We start from the raw sequence: 16774 nt of genomic DNA, 5'->3' as shown, positions 1-16774 counted from the left end.
TCGCTCGCTTAGAGCAATTTCGATTTAATTCATTACATACCCAGCTGATTTGAAGTAATTGGCACACTCTTGAGCCGAGAACAAATCAACCAGCTGCCCCATGCGCTGCCACAGCGCACCCACCGTGCGCTCGCCCGCCCTGCGCAGCAGCGCCTTGAACTTGGCAAACAGCTTCTCGATGGGGTTCAAATCCGGCGAGTACGGCGGCAGATAGCGAATGCTGGCGCCCACGCCTTCGATGGCTTCTCGCACGCCCGCCACTTTGTGGCTGGAGAGGTTGTCGGCAATGACGATGTCGCCAGGGCGAAGTGTCGGGCACCGAAAGGTTTTGACCCACGCCAGAAACACGGCGCCATTGATGGGGCCATCGGTCACCATGGGGGCCGTCAGTGCATCACAGCGCAAGGCGGCAATGAAGGTGCTGGTCTTCCAGTGCCCATGCGGGGCGCTGGCCACGCAGCGTTGACCGCGCGGGGCGCGCCCGCGCAGCGGCGTCATGCAGGTGCTGCTCCAGGTCTCGTCCAGAAATACCAGGCGCCTGGCATCGAGCCGGGCCTGCTGCTGTATCCAGCTCGCCCGTGCCTGCTGCACGTCTTCACGCTCCTGCTCGCTGGCGTGCAGCGTTTTTTTTGAAGCTCAGCCGCCATTTGTTGAGCTGGTGCCACAAGGCCGAGGGTTTGATGCTGATGCCATGCTCGCCCAAACGCTCGCACATTTGCACCAAGGTCAGATCGGGATCGGCCTTGATCCAGTCGCGGATCATGCCCTCTACTGGCGCCAGCCGGGAGATGCGCTTGCCGCCTTGCTGCCTGCTGCTGCGCTCGCCTTCTTTTTCGAAGCGATCACGCACCCGATATACCCACATGCGGCTGACTTCATAACGACGGGCAATGGCGCTGGGTCGCTCTCCGCGCTCCAGCGCTCCCAGTACTCGATCTCGCAGGTCTTGCGAATAGGCGCGCATCTCATGCTCCGGCTGCCAGAAAAAACCTATTATGTAACGTTTTTAGTCGAAGTTGCTCTAGCCTTGTAGATGATATGTCTGTCCCATAGGGATTCCTGGCGTTCACGTTCGCTGTGCTGCTACGCCTTGAACTGCATCCACATCTGGAGGTTTTGCAAAGGTCTCAGCCTGATTTTTAGGGTCGTTTTAGGTGTTTAGCTCTGGGCACCGCGTCGGCGTTCAATCACAATACCCACTTCGCGAACATCGGGCAAGATGCCCGGTTTGACCACGCGCAGGCGCACGCGTTCGCAGCGGAAATTGTTCAAAATCAGCGTGGCTACATATTCGGCCAAGGCTTCGAGCAGGAAGAACTGTTGCGCTTTGACGCCGGCGCGCACGGTGTCGGCCACTTCGCCGTAATGCACGGTGTCGTCCACTTCGTCGCTGGCGCCGGCGGCGGAGAGGTCGGTATGGATGTCGATGTCGAACAGGATGGTTTGGGGGCGGGTACGCTCCCAGTCGTACACGCCGATCAGGGTATCTACTTTCAAACCGTGTAGGAAAACGGTGTCGTTCATGGCTTGGCCCTCGTGATAGAATCCGCTTCCCATTTTATGCAAAGTAATAGCGCTATGTTGGATTTATTTTCTGCGGCCGATTGGGTGGCCGTGGCGGCGGCCTATTTGTTGGGTTCGCTTTCGTTTGCGGTGCTGGTGTCGAAATATTACGGTATGGACGATCCGCGCACCTACGGCTCGGGCAATCCGGGCGCCACCAATGTGCTGCGCAGCGGCCGCAAAAAGGCAGCGGCGCTCACGCTGTTGGGCGATGCACTCAAAGGCCTGGTGGCGGTGCTGCTGGCACGTTGGCTGCAAGATGCGGCGGGATTGAGCGATGCCGGCATTGCCGCGGTGGCGGTGGCGGCTCTGGTGGGCCATATGTGGCCGGTGTTTTTCGGTTTCAAAGGCGGCAAAGGCGTGGCCACCGCCCTGGGCGTGTTGTTGGCGCTGTGTTGGCCGGTGGCGCTGATTTGTGCCGCGGTGTGGTTGATATTGGCTTTCGGCTTGAAGATTTCTTCCTTGGCCGCGTTGGCGGCCACCGCCATCAGCCCGCTGGCGGCCTATTGGCTGGTGGACAAGCCCTCGTGGGTGTGGGCCGTGGTCATCATTGCCGTGTTGGTGCTGGTGCGCCACCACAGCAATATCCGCAATTTGTTGAGCGGCCGAGAAGGAAAAATCGGCGAAAAAGCGGAATAGAAACCATGCCTTTATTATTTTTACATCGCACAAACACATCACGGCGTATATGAGGGAGCTTGGGGCGGGAAGAAAAACAAGAAGAATAGTGACCAGGAGAAAATCATGATGAGCCGTAAAATTTTCGCCATCCTACACAAGCGTCTGTGGCCGCATTTGCAGGCGCAGGGCTTTCAGCACCATATCGGCCGCAGCTATTACCGTCTCGCTGACGGACAGGTGTGGTATGCCGCCAGCCGCGCATTGAATGCACATTTGCAGCATATCGGGCGGCCAAGCGCCGACAGCACCTTTGATTGCGTGGCTGGCATTTACCATTTCGATGCCGATGAGCAGGCCATTGTCGAGCGTTATTTGCAGGCGCGAGAGCCTTATTGGGGCACGCAATATCTGATGAGCGTGCAATGCGATGGCGCGCCAAGCCAGACCGGCGGCGGGCGCAAAAAGGATATGAGCCTCTGGCGTGTGGCGGCCGACGGCAGCAACCTTGATGCGGTGATGGACGATTTTGAAGCCGCCTTCGTGCAACAGGCCTTGCCGTTCTGGGTACGCATGAGCAGCGATGCAAACGCTGCCGCCGCTCGGCGCTACAACGCGGAAAAACGTGCGCAAGCCCAAGAGTTTCGCGAGGGCTATTTTGATGCCTTGGACAGCGGAAAAGCCAAGGAAGCCGAAGAATGCCTGCGCTACTGGCTGCTGCGCGATGCGCCCGATTATGTTGCCTATTGGGACGCTCACGGCGGCGACCCGCTGCGCAAAACCCAAAGGAGCACGCCATGACCCTGCCACTGCTTGCCAACCTTCTTGCACGTTTGAAGCATACACCGTCATTCTTCTCCAATACAATCCAGTTCGCACGGATATTGTTCTGGAGTTCAGCGACAGCCTCGCCGGGTATGCGCATCATTAAGACATGAAAGATACGGTGAGACAGGCGCAAATGGAAGGCCGCATTTGGCTTTTGGTAGCGGCTGCGGCGTCGGTGCTGATGATCACCATGGGCATACGTATGTCGCTCGGGCTGTTTGTGCAGCCGATTGTGAGCGACACCGCGCTCAGTATTTCTGCGGTGAGTTTCGCCATGGCGGTGACCCAGCTGATGTGGGGGGTGTCGCAGCCGGTAACCGGTGCGCTGGCCGACCGTTACGGTGCGTGGCAAGTGATGTTGTGGGGCACATTGCTGCTGGCCTTGGGCTGCGCTTTGGTGCCCTGGCTGCCCGGCACCTGGGGGCTGACGCTAACGGTGGGCGTGATGGTGGCCTTGGGTGCGGGCGCGGGCAGTTTTTCGATTCTGATGAGCCAGGTGGCCAACAAGGTGCCGCCGCATTGGCGCGGAACGGCCTCCGGCATGGTGAATGCGGGCGGCTCCTTCGGCCAGTTTTTGTTTGCGCCGCTGGTGCAGGGGCTGATTCTGCTGCCGGCGGCGGGCTGGCGCGGTGCAATGTATGTGTTGGCCGGCATCAGCCTGCTGGCGATTCCGGTGTCGCGCTTCCTGACCCGCGGCGATGCATCGCCCGAGCGGCTGCCCGCCGGCGCGGCGGCCGACGGCCAAACTCTGAGGCAGGCGCTGGCGCAGGCGTTCCGCGACCGCAGTTATATTCTGCTGCATCTGGGTTTTTTCACCTGCGGTTTCCATATTGCGTTTTTGGTGACCCATTTGCCGACAGAAGTGGCCTTGTGCGGGCTGCCGCCGGCGGTGGCGTCTTGGTCGCTGGCCATCATCGGCATGGCGAACGTGGTGGGCAGCGTGTTGGCCGGCTGGTGTGTCGGCCGCTGGCGCAGCAAATACATTCTGTTTTGGATGTACGCCTCGCGTGCGGCTTTGGTGGCGGCCTATTTGATGATGCCGCGCACTGATACCGTGTTTTACCTGTTTGCCGCCGGGCTGGGCTTGACTTGGCTGGCCACCGTGCCGCCAACGGCGGCGATTGTGGGCAAGTTGTTCGGCTTGCGTTATCTGGCCACTCTGTTTGGTCTCACCTTGCTGTCGCACCAAATCGGCGGCTTTTTCGGGGCTTATCTCGGTGGCTGGGCGATTACCCGCTTCGGCGATTACGGCTGGATGTGGTATGCCGATATGGCGCTGGCCGCGGCCGCAGCTTTGCTAAACCTGCCGATTCGGGAGCAGAAAGTCGCGCGCCAGCAGACGGCGGGCGGCTAAAGTGGTGGCGCCTGATGAGGAGTAGAGGCTACCTGAAAGCCTTGTTTTAGTGGAAATCCGAGTGATGCGTTTTCAGGTAGCCTGTTGTTTCTGTAATCTGTTTCGGCAAACCCACTTAGCAAGCGCCGCCATGCCCTGTTAAGGGAATGGCGGCGGTTTGCTTACTGCGTCCCAATACATACCCAAAATGCCACAGGCTACCTGAAAGTGTCTGCCGGCCGCAAACCGGCCCGCATGCTTTCAGGTAGCCTGTTGTGCCGGGTAGGCCTTATTGGTTGCGCAGTTTCCAGCCGGAATGCAGCACGGCGAAGGAAAACATGGCGGTGGCGGCGGTGAAGGCGGCTACTACGCCTAAGGAGAGCCAGGGCGAGATGTCGCTGGTGCCGAAGAAGCCGTAGCGGAAGCCGTCGATCAGGTAGAACACGGGGTTGGCGTGGCTCACGGCCTGCCAAAACGGCGGCAGGCTGTGGATGGAGTAGAACACGCCGGAGAGGAAGGTGAGCGGCATGATGAGGAAGTTTTGGAAGGCGGCGAGCTGGTCGAACTTTTCTGCCCAAATGCCGGCCAGCAGCCCCAAAGAGGCCATAAAGCCGCAGCCGCACAGGGCGAAGGCGAGCACGAACAGCGGCTGCTGCGGCCAAGGCAGGCCGAACCAGGCGGTGGCGAGCAACACGCCGCCGCCCACAACCAAGCCGCGCACTATGGCGGCGCCGGTGTAGGCGGCAAACAGGGTGAGCGAGGAGAGCGGCGGCAGCAGGATGTACACCAAATTGCCGGTGATCCGCGACTGCATCAGACTGGAGGAGGTATTGGCAAAAGCGTTTTGTGTCATGCTCATCATCGCCAGGCCGGGAATCAGAAAGGCGTTGTAGGCCACGCCGGGCAGGGCTTCGATGTGGCGGCCGACGGCGTGGGCGAAAATCAGCTGGTAGAGCAGGGCGGTGAGGATGGGCGCGCCCAGGGTTTGCAGCCACACTTTGGCAAAGCGCATGATTTCTTTACGCAGCAGGGTGTAAAAGCCGATGACGTTCATGCTTGCTCCTCCCCAGCGGTGAGGCTGATGAAAACCTGTTCCAAATCTTTTTCCAATACGGCGAGGTGTTCGACGGTGATCTGCTCTACTTTCAGGTAGCCTAAAATGTCGGCAATCTGGTTGTAGTCTTTCAAGAGCAGGGTGTATTCCGGTGCGGCGTCGTGGATGCAGGTGTCGCGCAGGCGCGGCGGCAGCGGGGCGGATAGGCGCAGCTGTACGCGCACGCCTTGGTCGTTGCGCAGCAGGCGTTCGGTTTTGTCCAAGGCCACCAACTCGCCGCGCCGCATGACGGCGATGCGGTTGCAGTATTGCTCGGCTTCTTCCAGGTAGTGGGTGGTGAGGATGATGGTGTGGCCTTGGCGGTTGAGGGTTTGCATAAAGGCCCACAGGCTGTGGCGCAGCTCCACGTCCACGCCGGCGGTGGGTTCGTCGAGGATGATCACCGGCGGGCGGTGCACCAGCGCCTGCGCCACCATCACCCGCCGTTTCATGCCGCCGGAGAGGTTGCGCGTGTTGGTGTCGGCTTTGTCGGCCAGCCCCAAATGGTGCAGCAGTTCGTCGATCCAGGCATCGTTTTTGCGGATGCCGAAATAGCCCGACTGAATCCGCAGGGCTTCGCGCACGGTGAAAAAGGGGTCGAACACCAATTCCTGCGGCACCACGCCGAGCAGGCGGCGGGCGGCATCGCTTTGTTTGACGACGTCGCGATCCATCACGCGGATGCTGCCGCCGCTCAGGCGGCTGAGGCCGGCAATGGCGGAAATCAAAGTGGTTTTGCCCGCGCCGTTGGGGCCGAGCAGGGCGAAGAATTCGCCCGCTTCCACGTCGAACGACACGCCTTTTAAGGCGGTGAAGCCGTTGGCATAGGTTTTGCGGGCATCGCGTATCTGTAATGCAGACATAAAGGCTACCTGAAAGCCGCTTCGGGGCGGCAAAACGGGGCATTATAACGGATGGGCGGCCGGGAAAACAGGCGGCGGCGCCGTCCATAAAAACAGCATGGCGGGCCGGCCATGCTGCGGAACAAACACTTGGGATGCTTATTTATTTTTCTTTTTGCCGCCTTTTTTCGTATCGGGCGCTTCTAAGCGGCCGAGCACGAAGTCGTGCAGCAGGTCTTTCTTTTCCCAGAAAAAAGTTTGCATTTTATTCAGCGAATAGATTTTTTGCACCATGGCGGGCAGGCCGGCGTGGATGATGGCGGCCACTTCGCGGTTGCTGTCTTCGTGATCCATGGCGGCTTTCAGGCTGAGGTTTTTGTCTTCCAGATAAGCCTGCAGCTGTTTTTTGACGTAGGCGTTGATTTCAAACTGTTTGATCATGTGGTGTTTCCGTTTTAGTAGATGGGTATTGGAAGGGCGCAAGGATAGTGGAAAAGGCCTCAGCCCGTCCACAACCGCCAGAGGGCGGATGCGCCGAATACGGCAAGCACAATCCATGCCAAATGACGGATGTGCCGCTGCCAGCGGCGGCGGAAGGCGGCCGGCAGCAGCGGGCGCAGCAGCCAAACGGCGGCGGCACACAGAGCAATCAGTTTCCAGAGCGTGGCAGACATGGGCGCTGAAGGCTTATTCTTTTGCCGCTTCTTTGGCCGACAGTAAATCGAGCATGTCGCGGAAACGCGCTTTGCCTTCTTCTTGGCTGACGATGGGCTCGCCGCCTTTGCGGCCGAGGAATTTCAAATCCTGCTGCGGCATTTCGTCGATGAAGCGGCTGGGTTCGGGAAAGTGCCAGTTGCCCTGTTTTTTGCGTTTGATGCAGTGGGTGAGGGTGAGGCGGTATTGGGCGCGGGTGATGCCTACATACATCAGGCGGCGTTCCTCTTCCAGATTGCCTTCCTCCACGCTGTCGGCATGCGGAAACAGCCCTTCTTCGCAGCCCACCAGAAACACATTCGGATACTCCAAGCCTTTCGAGGCGTGCAGGGTGGACATTTTTACCGCGTCGGTTTCTTCCCCGTCTTTGCCTTCCAATAAGGTCATCAGGGCGATGGTTTGGGCGATTTCGATGATGGTTTTGCCGTCCTGTTCGCCTTTTTTGGCCAGCCAGGCAGCCAAATCCTGTACGTTGCGCCATTTGATGTCGCCGCTTTTGCCTTCTTCCTGGGCATACAGGTAGCCTTCGTATTGGATGTCGGCCAGCAGGCCCTGTATCCATTCGCCGGCCGCTTCACTGTCGGCGCGCCGGCGGTAGTCGGCCATCAAGGCCATGAACTGCTGCAGGGCGTCTCGGCTTTTGGCGGGCAGTTCGGCCAGGGCGTCCATGCTTTCGGCGGCGTGATACAGGCTGCAGCCGTAGCGGCGCGCGTAGTCGTTCAGGTAGCCCAAGGTGGCGTCGCCGATGCCGCGTTTGGGCGTGGTGGCGGCGCGCAGAAAGGCGGGATCGTCGTCGGGGTTGGCGCACAGGCGGATGTAGGCGAGCACGTCTTTGATTTCGGCTTTGTCGAAAAAGCTCTGGCCGCCGGAGAGGCGGTAGGGAATGCGGGCGCTGCGCAGGGCTTCTTCAAACAGACGGGCTTGGTGGTTGCCGCGGTAGAGGATGGCGAAGTCGGCATAGGCTGCTTTGCCGCCGCTTTGCGCGTGCAGGCGGGCAATGGTGCCGGCCACCACTTCGGCTTCGTGCTGTTCGTTTTGGCAGGCCATCACGCGGATTTCTTCGCCCAGGCCGTATTCGCTCCACAGGGTTTTCGGAAACAGTTTGGGGTTGTTGGCGATCACGCGGTTGGCCACGCGCAGGATGCGGGCGGTGGAGCGGTAGTTTTGCTCCAGTTTGATCACCTTCAGGCGCGGGTAGTCGGTTTGCAGCAGACGCAGGTTTTCCATATTGGCGCCGCGCCAGGCGTAAATGCTTTGGTCGTCGTCGCCCACGGCGGTAAAGAGGCCGTCGCGGCCGGTGAGCAGCTTCATCAGGGTGTATTGGCAGGTGTTGGTGTCTTGGCATTCGTCCACCAGCAGGTAGCGCAGGCGCAGCTGCCATTTGTGGCGCACCGGGCTGTGGGTTTGCAGCAGCAACACGGGCAGGCGGATGAGGTCGTCGAAATCCACCGCCTGATAGCTTTCCAGCGTGGCTTGGTAGGCGGCGTAGAGTTGGGCGGTTTGCCGCTCCCATTCGTTGGCGGCGTTTTGCAGGGTTTGATCGGGTGTGAGCAGGTCGTTTTTCCACAGCGAAATCTGGTGTTGTGCGCGGAATACGGCGTCGCGGCCGCTGCTGCCCAAGAGTTCGGCGATGATTTTGCCGCTGTCGGAGGCGTCGAAAATGGAGAAGTGTTTTTTGTAGCCCAGCTGCTCGGCTTCCTCGCGCAGCATGCGCATGCCCAGCGAGTGGAAGGTGCACACGGTCAGCCCGCGGGTCTGCTTTTTGCCCAACAGGCCGTGGATGCGCTCCTGCATTTCTTTGGCGGCTTTGTTGGTGAAGGTGATGGCGGCGATGTTGTGCGGGGCATAGCCGGCCTCGCGGATCAAATAGGCGATTTTTTCGGTGATCACGCGGGTTTTGCCGCTGCCTGCGCCGGCCAGCACAAACAGCGGGCCGTCGAGATAACGCACGGCTTCGAGTTGTTGGGGGTTGAGCTGGGTCATGACAGGCTACCTGAAAGCGGAAACAAGGGCGCGATTATACGCAGCGGTGCGCGGTTTCAGGTAGCCTGATGAAGTGGTTTACGCTTGGGGCGGGCGGCAGCTAGAATGACCGCTCTGAATGGAAAAACAAGGGAGAACAAGATGAAATGGATGGATGTGTTGATACTGCCTTTGTCTGTTTTGGCCGGGTGGTGGATGAAGGCGGCGGGCTATTCCTGGGTGTGGGCGGTTTTGGTGTGTGCGGGCATGGGGCAGCTGCTTATGTGGCTGTATGTTTTTGTGTTGCTGTGGTGGTTTTATACCTTGCCGCAGCGGCCTCAGGCGGTGGCCTTGGCGGAAACGCGCTTGGTGAGGCTCAAACATTTCGACGCCCTGCAGGCGGATTTGGATGCGCTGGGCTACCGTTTCCGCACGGTGTTCCGCATGGGCGGCAGTTTTGACGGCGAGGCGGCCTGTTGGTTTCACGAGCGGGAACGGATTTTGGCCGTGGCGCAGGGCAACCGCTTGAGCAAACGGCCGGAATACCGCCTGATCCGCTATTTCGACGACGGCCATCCAATCAGCATGAATGCTGTGTTTGCCCCCGTGCCCGAGGTGTTTTGGGAGCCGGGCGGCGAGACCTATCTGTTTTTCAATTTCCCGCCGCCGGCGCTGCTGCACAAAGCCTTGCTGCAACAAAGCGGCGGCCGGCGCAGCGAGCGGTTTTGGCTGGCCGATGAGGCAGCGGTGTTGGCTTCGGAAGCGCGGGATGTGCGCTTGCTGGTAGAAAGACTGGCAGCGCAAGGCATGCTGCGCCCCGTGCAGGCAGACGGCCGGCAGCGGCTGAACCTGCGCGGGGTGTGGACGGTGTTCCGCCACCAAGTGTTTCCGTTTAGTTTGCCGGCCACGTTTCGCAGCGATGACAAAAGCCGCCCGGTGTTGGAGCGGGCGGCTAGGCCGTGAATTAAGTTTTTGCCGAGATATGAAGACAAAGGCTACCTGAAAGCGGGTTTCAGGTAGCCTGAGTGCATTGCTGTTATTGGCCGGCCTGCTTGGCGGCCACCCTGCGGCGGCGGTTTTCTTTGGGGTCGATGAGCAGCGGGCGGTACACTTCCACCCGGTCGTGCTGCCGCAACGGGGTGTCGTTGGCCACTTTTTTGCCGAAGATGCCGATAGGGGCGGCGGCAAAATCGACATCGGGAAACTCCGCCGCCAACGCGGACTGCAACACGGCTTGGCGGGCGGTGGTGCCGCAGGCTACCTGAAACGCCAGCAGGCGTTGTTTGCCGGGCGCGGCATAGGCCACTTCGATGTCAAGCATAGCGTTTGTCGGCTTCTTTGATGAAGGCGTCCACCAGCGTGCCGCTGATGTGGCTGAACACGGGGCTGATCAGGGCGGAGAGCACGCTGCTGGAAAATTCGTATTGCAGGCGGAATTCGATTTTGCAGGCGTCGTCGCCCAGCGGGATGAATGTCCAAGTGCCGCGCAGGGTTTTGAACGGGCCTTCGAGCAGGTTCATGCGGATTTCGCGGCCGGGGATATTGTGGTTGTGGGTGGCGAAAGACTGGCGCACTTTCATGTAGTCCATAAACAGCCGCGCCTGCAGCTCGTTTCCGCTGCGCGAGATGATTTCGGTTTTGCTGTACCACGGCAGAAATTGCGGGTAATCCTCCACTCGGTCCACCAGCTCGAACATCTGCTCGGCGGTGTGCAGCACCAGCACGTTTTTTTCTATGGTTTTGAGCGACATCACGCGATTCCGGCAACAGAAAAGGCGGCATTATATCGCCCGTCCGGTAAGGAATCCACCGCCACCGACTAAGGCTTTCAGGTAGCTTGAAAGGCGGCCGGACTTGGCGTGGGCCGGCTTTTAACAAAACTTAATCTGTCTTTGCTCGGCAGAATGGCAGGGGTGGCGGTTTTTCCCTATAATCCGAAACCTTTCGTTTGTTTTGCCGCCAGTTTCCCCGCCATGACCCACCCTTTCATCGAGATGCAAGACGTCGCTTTCGCTTACGGCGAGCGGCCGATTCTGAAAAATGTGAATTTTCAGATTGCACGCGGCGCGTTTGCCGCCGTGATGGGCGGCTCCGGTAGCGGCAAAACCACTTTGCTGCGCCTGATTACCGGCCAGGTAACGCCGACGGAAGGCCGGGTGTTGGTGAACGGACGCGATTTGGCCGCTTTTTCGGCGGGTGAGCTGTTTCAGCACCGCAAAAACATGGGCGTGCTGTTTCAGTTTGGTGCGCTGTTTACCGATTTGACGGTGTTCGACAATGTGGCTTTCCCTTTGCGCGAGCAAACGCGCCTGCCGGAAGAAGTGATCCGCGATTTGGTGTTGCTCAAACTCAATGCGGTGGGCCTGCACGGCACGGCCGAGCTGATGCCCAGCGAATTGTCGGGCGGCATGGCGCGGCGGGTGGCCTTGGCGCGCACCATCGCGCTCGACCCAGCGCTGCTGCTGTATGACGAGCCGTTTACCGGCCTGGACCCGATCTCGCTGGGCGTGATTGCCGAATTGGTGAGCAAAATCAACCGCGCCCTGCAGTCCACCAGCGTGATGGTGACCCACGACATCCGCCAATCTTTGGATATTGTGGATCAGGTGATTTTCGTGGCGCACGGCGAGGTGGTGTTTTCAGGTAGCCCTCAAGAAATGCGGCACATGGATTCGCCCTGGGTACACCAGTTTGTCAACGGTTTGCCCAACGGCCCGGTGGCGTTCCGTTATCCGGCGGAAAACAGTTTGCAACACACATTGCTGAAACGGTAGGGCATGGATTTCTTTCGTACAATCGGCCGCAAGGTCTTGGCTTTTCTACAGGAGTTGGGCAGCACCACGCTGTTTCTGTTCTCGGTGCTGGCCCGCTCCGGCACCTTGTTGCCGCGCTTGCGCTTGGGCATCCGCCAAATGTATTTCTCCGGCGTGCTCTCCATCGTCATTATTGCGGTGTCCGGCCTGTTTGTGGGCATGGTGCTCGGTTTGCAGGGCTATACCCAGCTGGCCAAATTCAAATCGGCCGACGTGCTCGGCTATATGGTGGCGGCTTCGCTGCTGCGCGAATTGGGGCCGGTGTTGGCGGCGATTCTGTTTGCCAGCTCGGCCGGCGGCGCGATGACTAGTGAAATCGGCTTGATGAAAACCACCGAGCAGCTGGAAGCGATGAAGGTGATGGCGGTGGATCCGGTGGCGCGGGTGGTGGTGCCGCGTTTTTGGGCCGGGGTATTGTCGATGCCGCTGTTGGCCTCCATCTTCAATGTGGCCGGGATTTACGGCGCCTATCTGATCGGCGTGAAATATTTGGGCCTGGATGCCGGGATTTTCTGGTCGCAGATGCAGGGCAATATCGATTGGACGTATGACGTGGCCAACGGCTTGATCAAATCGTTGGTGTTCGGCACGGCGGTGGCGCTGATCGCGGTGTATCAGGGCTTTCATTGCCAAAGTACGCCGGAAGGTATTTTGCGGGCCAGCACGCGCACCGTGGTCAGCTCCGCGCTGACGGTGTTGGCGCTCGACTTTGTTTTAACTGCCGTTATGTTTACCGGATAAACTGAAATGAAAAGAAGCACATTGGAATTGTGGGTGGGGTTGTTTGTGGCGCTGGGCATTGCGGCCGTGGTGTTTCTGTCTTTCCGCGTAGCCGGCGGGCAGGCTTTCGGCGGCAGCCGCTCGGCCTACACGGTTTCCGCCTATTTTTCCGACATTGGCGGCTTGAAAGTGAAAGCGCCGGTGAAGGCTTCCGGCGTGGTGGTCGGCCGGGTGTCCGGCATCCGTTTGGATCCGCAAAGCTATCAGGCACAAGTGATGCTGGAACTGAACAGCGAATACCGTTTCAGCAGCGATGTTTCGGCTGAAATCCTCACCTCCGGCCTGTTGGGCGAGCAGTATATCGGCCTGCAGCAGGGTGCCGACGAGGTGGAATTGAAAGACGGCGACACCATTGAAATCACCAGTTCCGCTTTGGTATTGGAGCAATTAATCGGCAAACTGATGACCAGTTTCGCCGAAAAAAATGCGGCGCCGAATCCGCCGGCCGCCGCTGAACAACCTTAACGCATCACAAGCCACGGCTGAGAACCGGCCCGCGCACATCCAAGAAGATCTGAGAAAAAAGAAGAAAGGACACCAAATGAAAAAATCCGCTTTTGTTTCCGCCCTGAGTATGGGCATTTTGAGCATCGGCTTAGCCTTTGCCACCCCGCAGCAGGCGGTGGACCAACTGAAGGAAAACAGCACTCAGGTGTTGAACATCCTCAGCCGCGCCAACGGCGGGAATGCCAACCAAGTACGCCGCCAGGCAGAAAATTACGCCATTCCTTATTTTGATTTTGCCCGCATGACCGAACTGGCGGTGGGCAGCCCGTGGCGCAATGCCAGCGCAGCACAGAAAACGGCCTTGACCGAGCAATTCAAAACCCTGCTGATCCGCACCTACTCCGGCACCATGTTGGAATACCGCAATGCGCGCGTGAACATCCGCCCCAATGCGGTGGTACGCGGCCGCAGCGTGATTGTGACGGCCGACATCACCCCTTCCGCCGGAGGGAAAGCAGTGGTGATGGATTACACCATGTACCAAAGCGGCAACAAATACCGTGTTTATAATGTGGCCGTGGACGGCGCGAGTTTGGTGACGGTGTACCGCCAGCAGTTCAACAACACCATCCGCCAAAAAGGCATCGATGGTTTGATTGAAGAATTGCGCAGCAAAAACGGCGCTTAAACCGATGCAGACGGAATGTCGTGATCATACGGTTTATGTGGGCGGCGAGGTAACGGTGAATACCGTGACCGCGCCGCTTTACCGCAATTACTGTCGCCAGCTGGCGGCGCTCGGTAACGAGGTCCGTGTGGATTTTTCCGGCGTCGTCAAAGCGGATTCGGCCTGCTTGTCGCTGTTGGCGGCTGCTTTGCGCTGTGGGGAGGAAAACGGCGCCGCTGTTTCGTTCCTCCGGTTGCCGGCCGCGGTGACCCTGCTGGCGGAACTGTACGAAGTGGATGATTGGATAAGAACATGATGAACAGGACTTTGACGCTGGCCGTGTTGTGCGGCAGTTTGTCTGCGTCGCCGGTGGTTTGGGCCGAAGGGGTGGCTTACGATCCGTATGAGGGCTATAACCGTTTTATGTTCGGCGTGAACGATGCGGTGGACCGCGCCGTGCTCTCGCCGGTGGCGCGCGGCTACCGTGCGGTGACGCCACAGCCCGTGCGCAGCGGCATCGGCAATTTTTTCAATAATCTGCGTGATTTGGTGAGTGCGGGCAACAATCTATTGCGCCTCGATATCGCCAAAGCCGGCACCGATTTGGTGCGCTTCGGTCTGAACAGTACGCTCGGTTTCGGCGGTTTGATCGACATCGCCGGAGCGGCGCAGATGCCGAACCACAAAACCACTCTCGGCGACACTTTTGCCTCTTGGGGTTGGAAAAATAGCAATTATTTTGTTTACCCGCTGCTGGGGCCGAGCACGGTACGCGATGCGGTCGGCACCACCATCAGCAATTTGTATCCGATCGAAGGCGTCGTGTTTACCCACGCGCCCACCCGCTGGACCGCCGTTGGCCTCAAAACCGTGGACACGCGCGCCAAGTTGTTGGAGCTGACGGATGGCGTGGAGCAGGCCGCCATCGACCGTTATGCTTATGTGCGTGATGCGTTTATGGCCGCCCGCGCCCGCCAAGTGGGCAGCGAATTGCCGGGCAGCGACGATTACGTACCGACCTTTGAAGAGGAAGGGGCGGCCGACTCTCAGCCCGTCGATTTCTCTGCTGCAGGCGCGGTCCAAAGCGAGGCGTTGCCGCAGGCTCAGGCCGGCGATGCCCCCTCTGTCGAAGCTCAGGCAGCAGAGTCCGCCGCCCCCGCCGAACCGGCAGACGGGCGGGACAGCGTCGTGATCCGCGATTTGCCGCCGAACACCATACACATCACCGTTTTGTCTGCAGAGTGAGTTTTCAGGTAGCCTGAGGCCGTTGCCAAACCTCCAGATGCGGGTGCAGTTCAAGGCGTAGCAGCGCAGCGAGCGAAGACATATCATCTAGATAGGCAAGCGAGCGAGCAGTACCCATAGGGCATAAACGCACAACGCAGAAATGCGCCGCAGATGGGGGTTTGGCGAAGGTCTCAGCCTGTACGGCTGCATCCGCCCCTTGCCCACATCTTGTTGAGGAGAACCTTCTATGTACGAAACCAACCGCAGTGTTTTCCTGCTGGTGCCCCAAGTTCCGTTTTGGAATTGGCTGACCAGCATTCCCGGTATCGATTTGGCTGATTTTACCTTGGAAGATTTGCAGGCCGATGCCAATGCCTATCTGGTGGACCCCTGCGACGATTTCGAGGAAGTGTGGGCCGAAATCGAGCCGAAGTTGGAAACCATTTTTGCGGCCGAATTGGCCGACTGGTGTGAAGACGAAAGCCTGTGGCCGGATCTGCACCCTGATATTTTTAACGAATGGTTCGATATCCAGCTTTCTTCCATCGTGACCGACCTTTCCAGCCAAGCGCTGGAGCGCGAAGCGTTCGTTCCGCTGCAAGTTCAATAAGCGAACAGCCGCTCTTCCCTCTGCTGCCGCCTGCCCATTTGCAGCGGCAGCATTTGAATCTCAGGCTACCTGAAACCGATTAAATCAAGGAATCCCATGCCCCATCACCTCTCTGTCAAAGTGCGCGGCTACCATCTCGATGTGTTCCAACACGTCAATAATGCCCGCTATCTCGAATTTCTTGAAGAGGCCCGCTGGTCTTATTTCGAGGATCGCGGCCTGACGCCGCTGTTCTTCGAAAACGGCTATGCCATGGCGGTGGTCAACATCAACATCCATTACCGCCGCGCCGCCCTATTGGATGATGTATTGGACATTGAAACCGCTTTTGCCGCCGTCAACCAGCGCAACGCCGTCATCCGTCAAACCGTGCGCAAGAGCGGCAGCCAAACCGTGGTGGCCGAGGCGGAAGTGGTATTCGTGGCGGTGGACACCGAAGCCAATAAGGCCATCGAATTTCCGCCCCAATTGCGCGAACGCTTGGAATCTCTGATTGTTGCGAAAGAAACCGCATGAAAAAATGGCTTCCTTTCATTCTGTTGGCCGCTTTGGCCGCCGCTGCGGCCTTTATTCTGTTTGCCCCCAAAGGCAAGCCGGCACCGGATTTTGCTTTGCAAAACCTGAGCGGCCAAACCGTTACCCAGGCACAGCTGAAAGGCAAAGTCAGCCTGGTGAATTTCTGGTTTCCTTCCTGCCCGGGCTGCGTCAGTGAAATGCCCAAGTTGATTCAAATGTCGCACGATTACCAAAGCCGCTCGCCGGATTTTCAAATCATCGGCATTTCCATGCAGATAAGGAGCGATCCGCTGCCGGTGGTCAAGCAATATGTGCAAACCCACCAAGTGCCCTTTACCGTGCTTTACGACGCCGAAGGCCGTGCCGGCCAAGCCTACAATATTGTGGCCGCGCCGACTTCGTTTCTGATAGACAAAAACGGCCACATCGTAAAAACCTTTGTCGGCGAACCGGATTTTCCGAGTCTGTACCGACAGGTGGATGGCTTGCTGGCCGAGTAAAGACAATATGGCTAACGGGCTGAAAGCTTTGCCAAACCCCAGATGCGGATGCCCTTCAAGGCGCAGCGGTCTAGCGAGTGTGAGTGTCAGGAATCCCGGTGGGGCAGACACATCAGATATAAGGCTAAGCGGGTGAGCCGTATCCCGAGGGCATCAACGTACAACACGGAAATGCGCCGCAGATGGGGGATTGGCAAAGGTTGCAGGCTAGCTGAAAACAGAAATGCATCTGTCCGCTAGAGTCTTGTTGCTGGCAGCGCA

Annotated in this window: 23 protein-coding genes and 1 pseudogene; 14 read left to right on the top strand and 10 right to left on the bottom strand. The window is 58.8% G+C overall.

Annotated elements, in window-relative coordinates:
* Positions 1-24: 24 nt before the first annotated feature.
* Together H3L94_RS13030 and folB are read right to left on the bottom strand one after the other, a co-directional pair.
* A protein-coding gene (locus tag H3L94_RS13030) for an IS630 family transposase (RefSeq protein ID WP_182121299.1) occupies positions 25-964 on the bottom strand; the annotation gives its coding sequence in 2 pieces (ribosomal slippage) (positions 25-630 and positions 632-964; 939 coding nt in all).
* A gap of 194 nt (positions 965-1158) precedes the next feature.
* Positions 1159-1524 carry a dihydroneopterin aldolase gene (gene folB, locus H3L94_RS07910; RefSeq protein ID WP_182121575.1) on the bottom strand — a complete coding sequence of 122 codons (366 nt, stop codon included), beginning with the start codon at positions 1522-1524 and terminating at the stop codon, positions 1159-1161.
* Between the two features lie 54 nt (positions 1525-1578).
* On the opposite strand from folB, the gene plsY reads away from it, so the two are divergent.
* The 4 genes from plsY to H3L94_RS07890 all read left to right on the top strand — a co-directional run bounded on the left by plsY (position 1579) and on the right by H3L94_RS07890 (position 4363).
* Positions 1579-2202: a glycerol-3-phosphate 1-O-acyltransferase PlsY gene (plsY, locus tag H3L94_RS07905; RefSeq protein WP_182121574.1), complete on the top strand. Its 624-nt coding sequence runs from the start codon at positions 1579-1581 to the stop codon at positions 2200-2202.
* Positions 2203-2307: 105 nt separating this feature from the next.
* On the top strand, positions 2308-2982 hold the full coding sequence (locus H3L94_RS07900) for a hypothetical protein (RefSeq protein WP_182121573.1): 675 nt from the start codon (positions 2308-2310) through the stop codon (positions 2980-2982).
* The gene (locus H3L94_RS07895) at positions 2979-3119 is read left to right on the top strand and encodes a hypothetical protein (RefSeq protein ID WP_182121572.1); all 141 of its coding nucleotides are present in this window, start codon (positions 2979-2981) and stop codon (positions 3117-3119) included. The genes H3L94_RS07900 and H3L94_RS07895 overlap by 4 nt, the downstream gene beginning before the upstream one ends.
* Complete coding sequence (locus tag H3L94_RS07890; protein ID WP_182121571.1) at positions 3116-4363, top strand: MFS transporter; 1248 nt, start codon at positions 3116-3118, stop codon at positions 4361-4363. Before H3L94_RS07895 ends, H3L94_RS07890 begins: the two co-directional genes overlap by 4 nt.
* Positions 4364-4631: 268 nt before the next feature.
* Here the strand turns inward: H3L94_RS07890 and H3L94_RS07885 are convergent, their stop codons facing one another.
* The 5 genes from H3L94_RS07885 to rep all read right to left on the bottom strand — a co-directional run bounded on the left by H3L94_RS07885 (position 4632) and on the right by rep (position 8974).
* Positions 4632-5396: an ABC transporter permease gene (locus tag H3L94_RS07885; RefSeq protein WP_182121570.1), complete on the bottom strand. Its 765-nt coding sequence runs from the start codon at positions 5394-5396 to the stop codon at positions 4632-4634.
* Complete coding sequence (locus H3L94_RS07880; protein ID WP_040660075.1) at positions 5393-6298, bottom strand: ABC transporter ATP-binding protein; 906 nt, start codon at positions 6296-6298, stop codon at positions 5393-5395. The genes H3L94_RS07885 and H3L94_RS07880 overlap by 4 nt, the downstream gene beginning before the upstream one ends.
* Before the next feature lie 138 nt (positions 6299-6436).
* Positions 6437-6718 carry a hypothetical protein gene (locus tag H3L94_RS07875; protein ID WP_182121569.1) on the bottom strand — a complete coding sequence of 94 codons (282 nt, stop codon included), beginning with the start codon at positions 6716-6718 and terminating at the stop codon, positions 6437-6439.
* A 59-nt stretch (positions 6719-6777) separates the two neighbouring features.
* Complete coding sequence (locus H3L94_RS07870; protein WP_009118419.1) at positions 6778-6951, bottom strand: protein MIGRI; 174 nt, start codon at positions 6949-6951, stop codon at positions 6778-6780.
* A 13-nt stretch (positions 6952-6964) separates the two neighbouring features.
* Positions 6965-8974, bottom strand: coding sequence for a DNA helicase Rep (gene rep / locus H3L94_RS07865; RefSeq protein ID WP_182121568.1), 2010 nt, complete (start codon positions 8972-8974; stop codon positions 6965-6967).
* A gap of 141 nt (positions 8975-9115) precedes the next feature.
* On the opposite strand from rep, the gene H3L94_RS07860 reads away from it, so the two are divergent.
* Positions 9116-9916: a hypothetical protein gene (locus H3L94_RS07860; RefSeq protein ID WP_182121567.1), complete on the top strand. Its 801-nt coding sequence runs from the start codon at positions 9116-9118 to the stop codon at positions 9914-9916.
* A gap of 73 nt (positions 9917-9989) precedes the next feature.
* Here H3L94_RS07860 and H3L94_RS07855 read toward each other — a convergent pair whose 3' ends face one another.
* Together H3L94_RS07855 and H3L94_RS07850 are read right to left on the bottom strand one after the other, a co-directional pair.
* Positions 9990-10274 carry an RnfH family protein gene (locus H3L94_RS07855; RefSeq protein ID WP_182121566.1) on the bottom strand — a complete coding sequence of 95 codons (285 nt, stop codon included), beginning with the start codon at positions 10272-10274 and terminating at the stop codon, positions 9990-9992.
* Positions 10267-10704 (bottom strand): type II toxin-antitoxin system RatA family toxin, encoded by a 438-nt coding sequence (locus H3L94_RS07850; RefSeq protein ID WP_182121565.1) that lies wholly within the window; start codon positions 10702-10704, stop codon positions 10267-10269. The genes H3L94_RS07855 and H3L94_RS07850 overlap by 8 nt, the downstream gene beginning before the upstream one ends.
* A 222-nt stretch (positions 10705-10926) precedes the next feature.
* Between H3L94_RS07850 and H3L94_RS07845 the strand changes: the two genes are divergently transcribed.
* The 6 genes from H3L94_RS07845 (at position 10927) to H3L94_RS07820 (ending at position 14905) form a co-directional block, all read left to right on the top strand.
* A complete protein-coding gene (locus tag H3L94_RS07845; protein WP_182121564.1) occupies positions 10927-11727 on the top strand; it encodes an ABC transporter ATP-binding protein in 801 nt (266 codons plus the stop codon).
* Positions 11728-11730: 3 nt separating this feature from the next.
* Positions 11731-12507 (top strand): lipid asymmetry maintenance ABC transporter permease subunit MlaE, encoded by a 777-nt coding sequence (gene mlaE / locus H3L94_RS07840; protein WP_182121563.1) that lies wholly within the window; start codon positions 11731-11733, stop codon positions 12505-12507.
* Between the two features lie 6 nt (positions 12508-12513).
* Entirely contained in the window at positions 12514-13011 is a 498-nt protein-coding gene (mlaD, locus tag H3L94_RS07835; protein ID WP_009117748.1) for an outer membrane lipid asymmetry maintenance protein MlaD, read from the top strand.
* Positions 13012-13087: 76 nt separating this feature from the next.
* Positions 13088-13681, top strand: a complete 594-nt coding sequence (locus tag H3L94_RS07830; RefSeq protein WP_040659871.1) for an MlaC/ttg2D family ABC transporter substrate-binding protein — start codon at positions 13088-13090, stop codon at positions 13679-13681.
* A 4-nt stretch (positions 13682-13685) separates the two neighbouring features.
* Entirely contained in the window at positions 13686-13976 is a 291-nt protein-coding gene (locus H3L94_RS07825) for an STAS domain-containing protein (protein ID WP_182121562.1), read from the top strand.
* Positions 13976-14905: an MlaA family lipoprotein gene (locus H3L94_RS07820; protein WP_425325939.1), complete on the top strand. Its 930-nt coding sequence runs from the start codon at positions 13976-13978 to the stop codon at positions 14903-14905. The genes H3L94_RS07825 and H3L94_RS07820 overlap by 1 nt, the downstream gene beginning before the upstream one ends.
* 4 nt (positions 14906-14909) lie before the next feature.
* Here H3L94_RS07820 and H3L94_RS12550 read toward each other — a convergent pair.
* Positions 14910-15097: pseudogene (locus tag H3L94_RS12550) on the bottom strand (lipoprotein signal peptidase).
* Positions 15098-15134: 37 nt separating this feature from the next.
* On the opposite strand from H3L94_RS12550, the gene H3L94_RS07815 reads away from it, so the two are divergent.
* The 3 genes from H3L94_RS07815 (at position 15135) to H3L94_RS07805 (ending at position 16513) form a co-directional block, all read left to right on the top strand.
* Entirely contained in the window at positions 15135-15497 is a 363-nt protein-coding gene (locus H3L94_RS07815) for a VacJ (protein ID WP_182121560.1), read from the top strand.
* 96 nt (positions 15498-15593) lie between these two features.
* Positions 15594-16013 carry an acyl-CoA thioesterase gene (locus H3L94_RS07810; RefSeq protein WP_182121559.1) on the top strand — a complete coding sequence of 140 codons (420 nt, stop codon included), beginning with the start codon at positions 15594-15596 and terminating at the stop codon, positions 16011-16013.
* Positions 16010-16513, top strand: a complete 504-nt coding sequence (locus H3L94_RS07805) for a TlpA family protein disulfide reductase (RefSeq protein WP_182121558.1) — start codon at positions 16010-16012, stop codon at positions 16511-16513. Before H3L94_RS07810 ends, H3L94_RS07805 begins: the two co-directional genes overlap by 4 nt.
* Positions 16514-16774 lie beyond the last annotated feature (261 nt).

Origin of the sequence: Neisseria shayeganii (assembly GCF_014054965.1) — a bacterium.
GTDB lineage: Bacteria > Pseudomonadota > Gammaproteobacteria > Burkholderiales > Neisseriaceae > Eikenella > Eikenella shayeganii.
The sequence above is the reverse complement of the archived record's forward strand: the minus strand, read 5'-3'. Positions and strand labels throughout refer to the sequence as shown.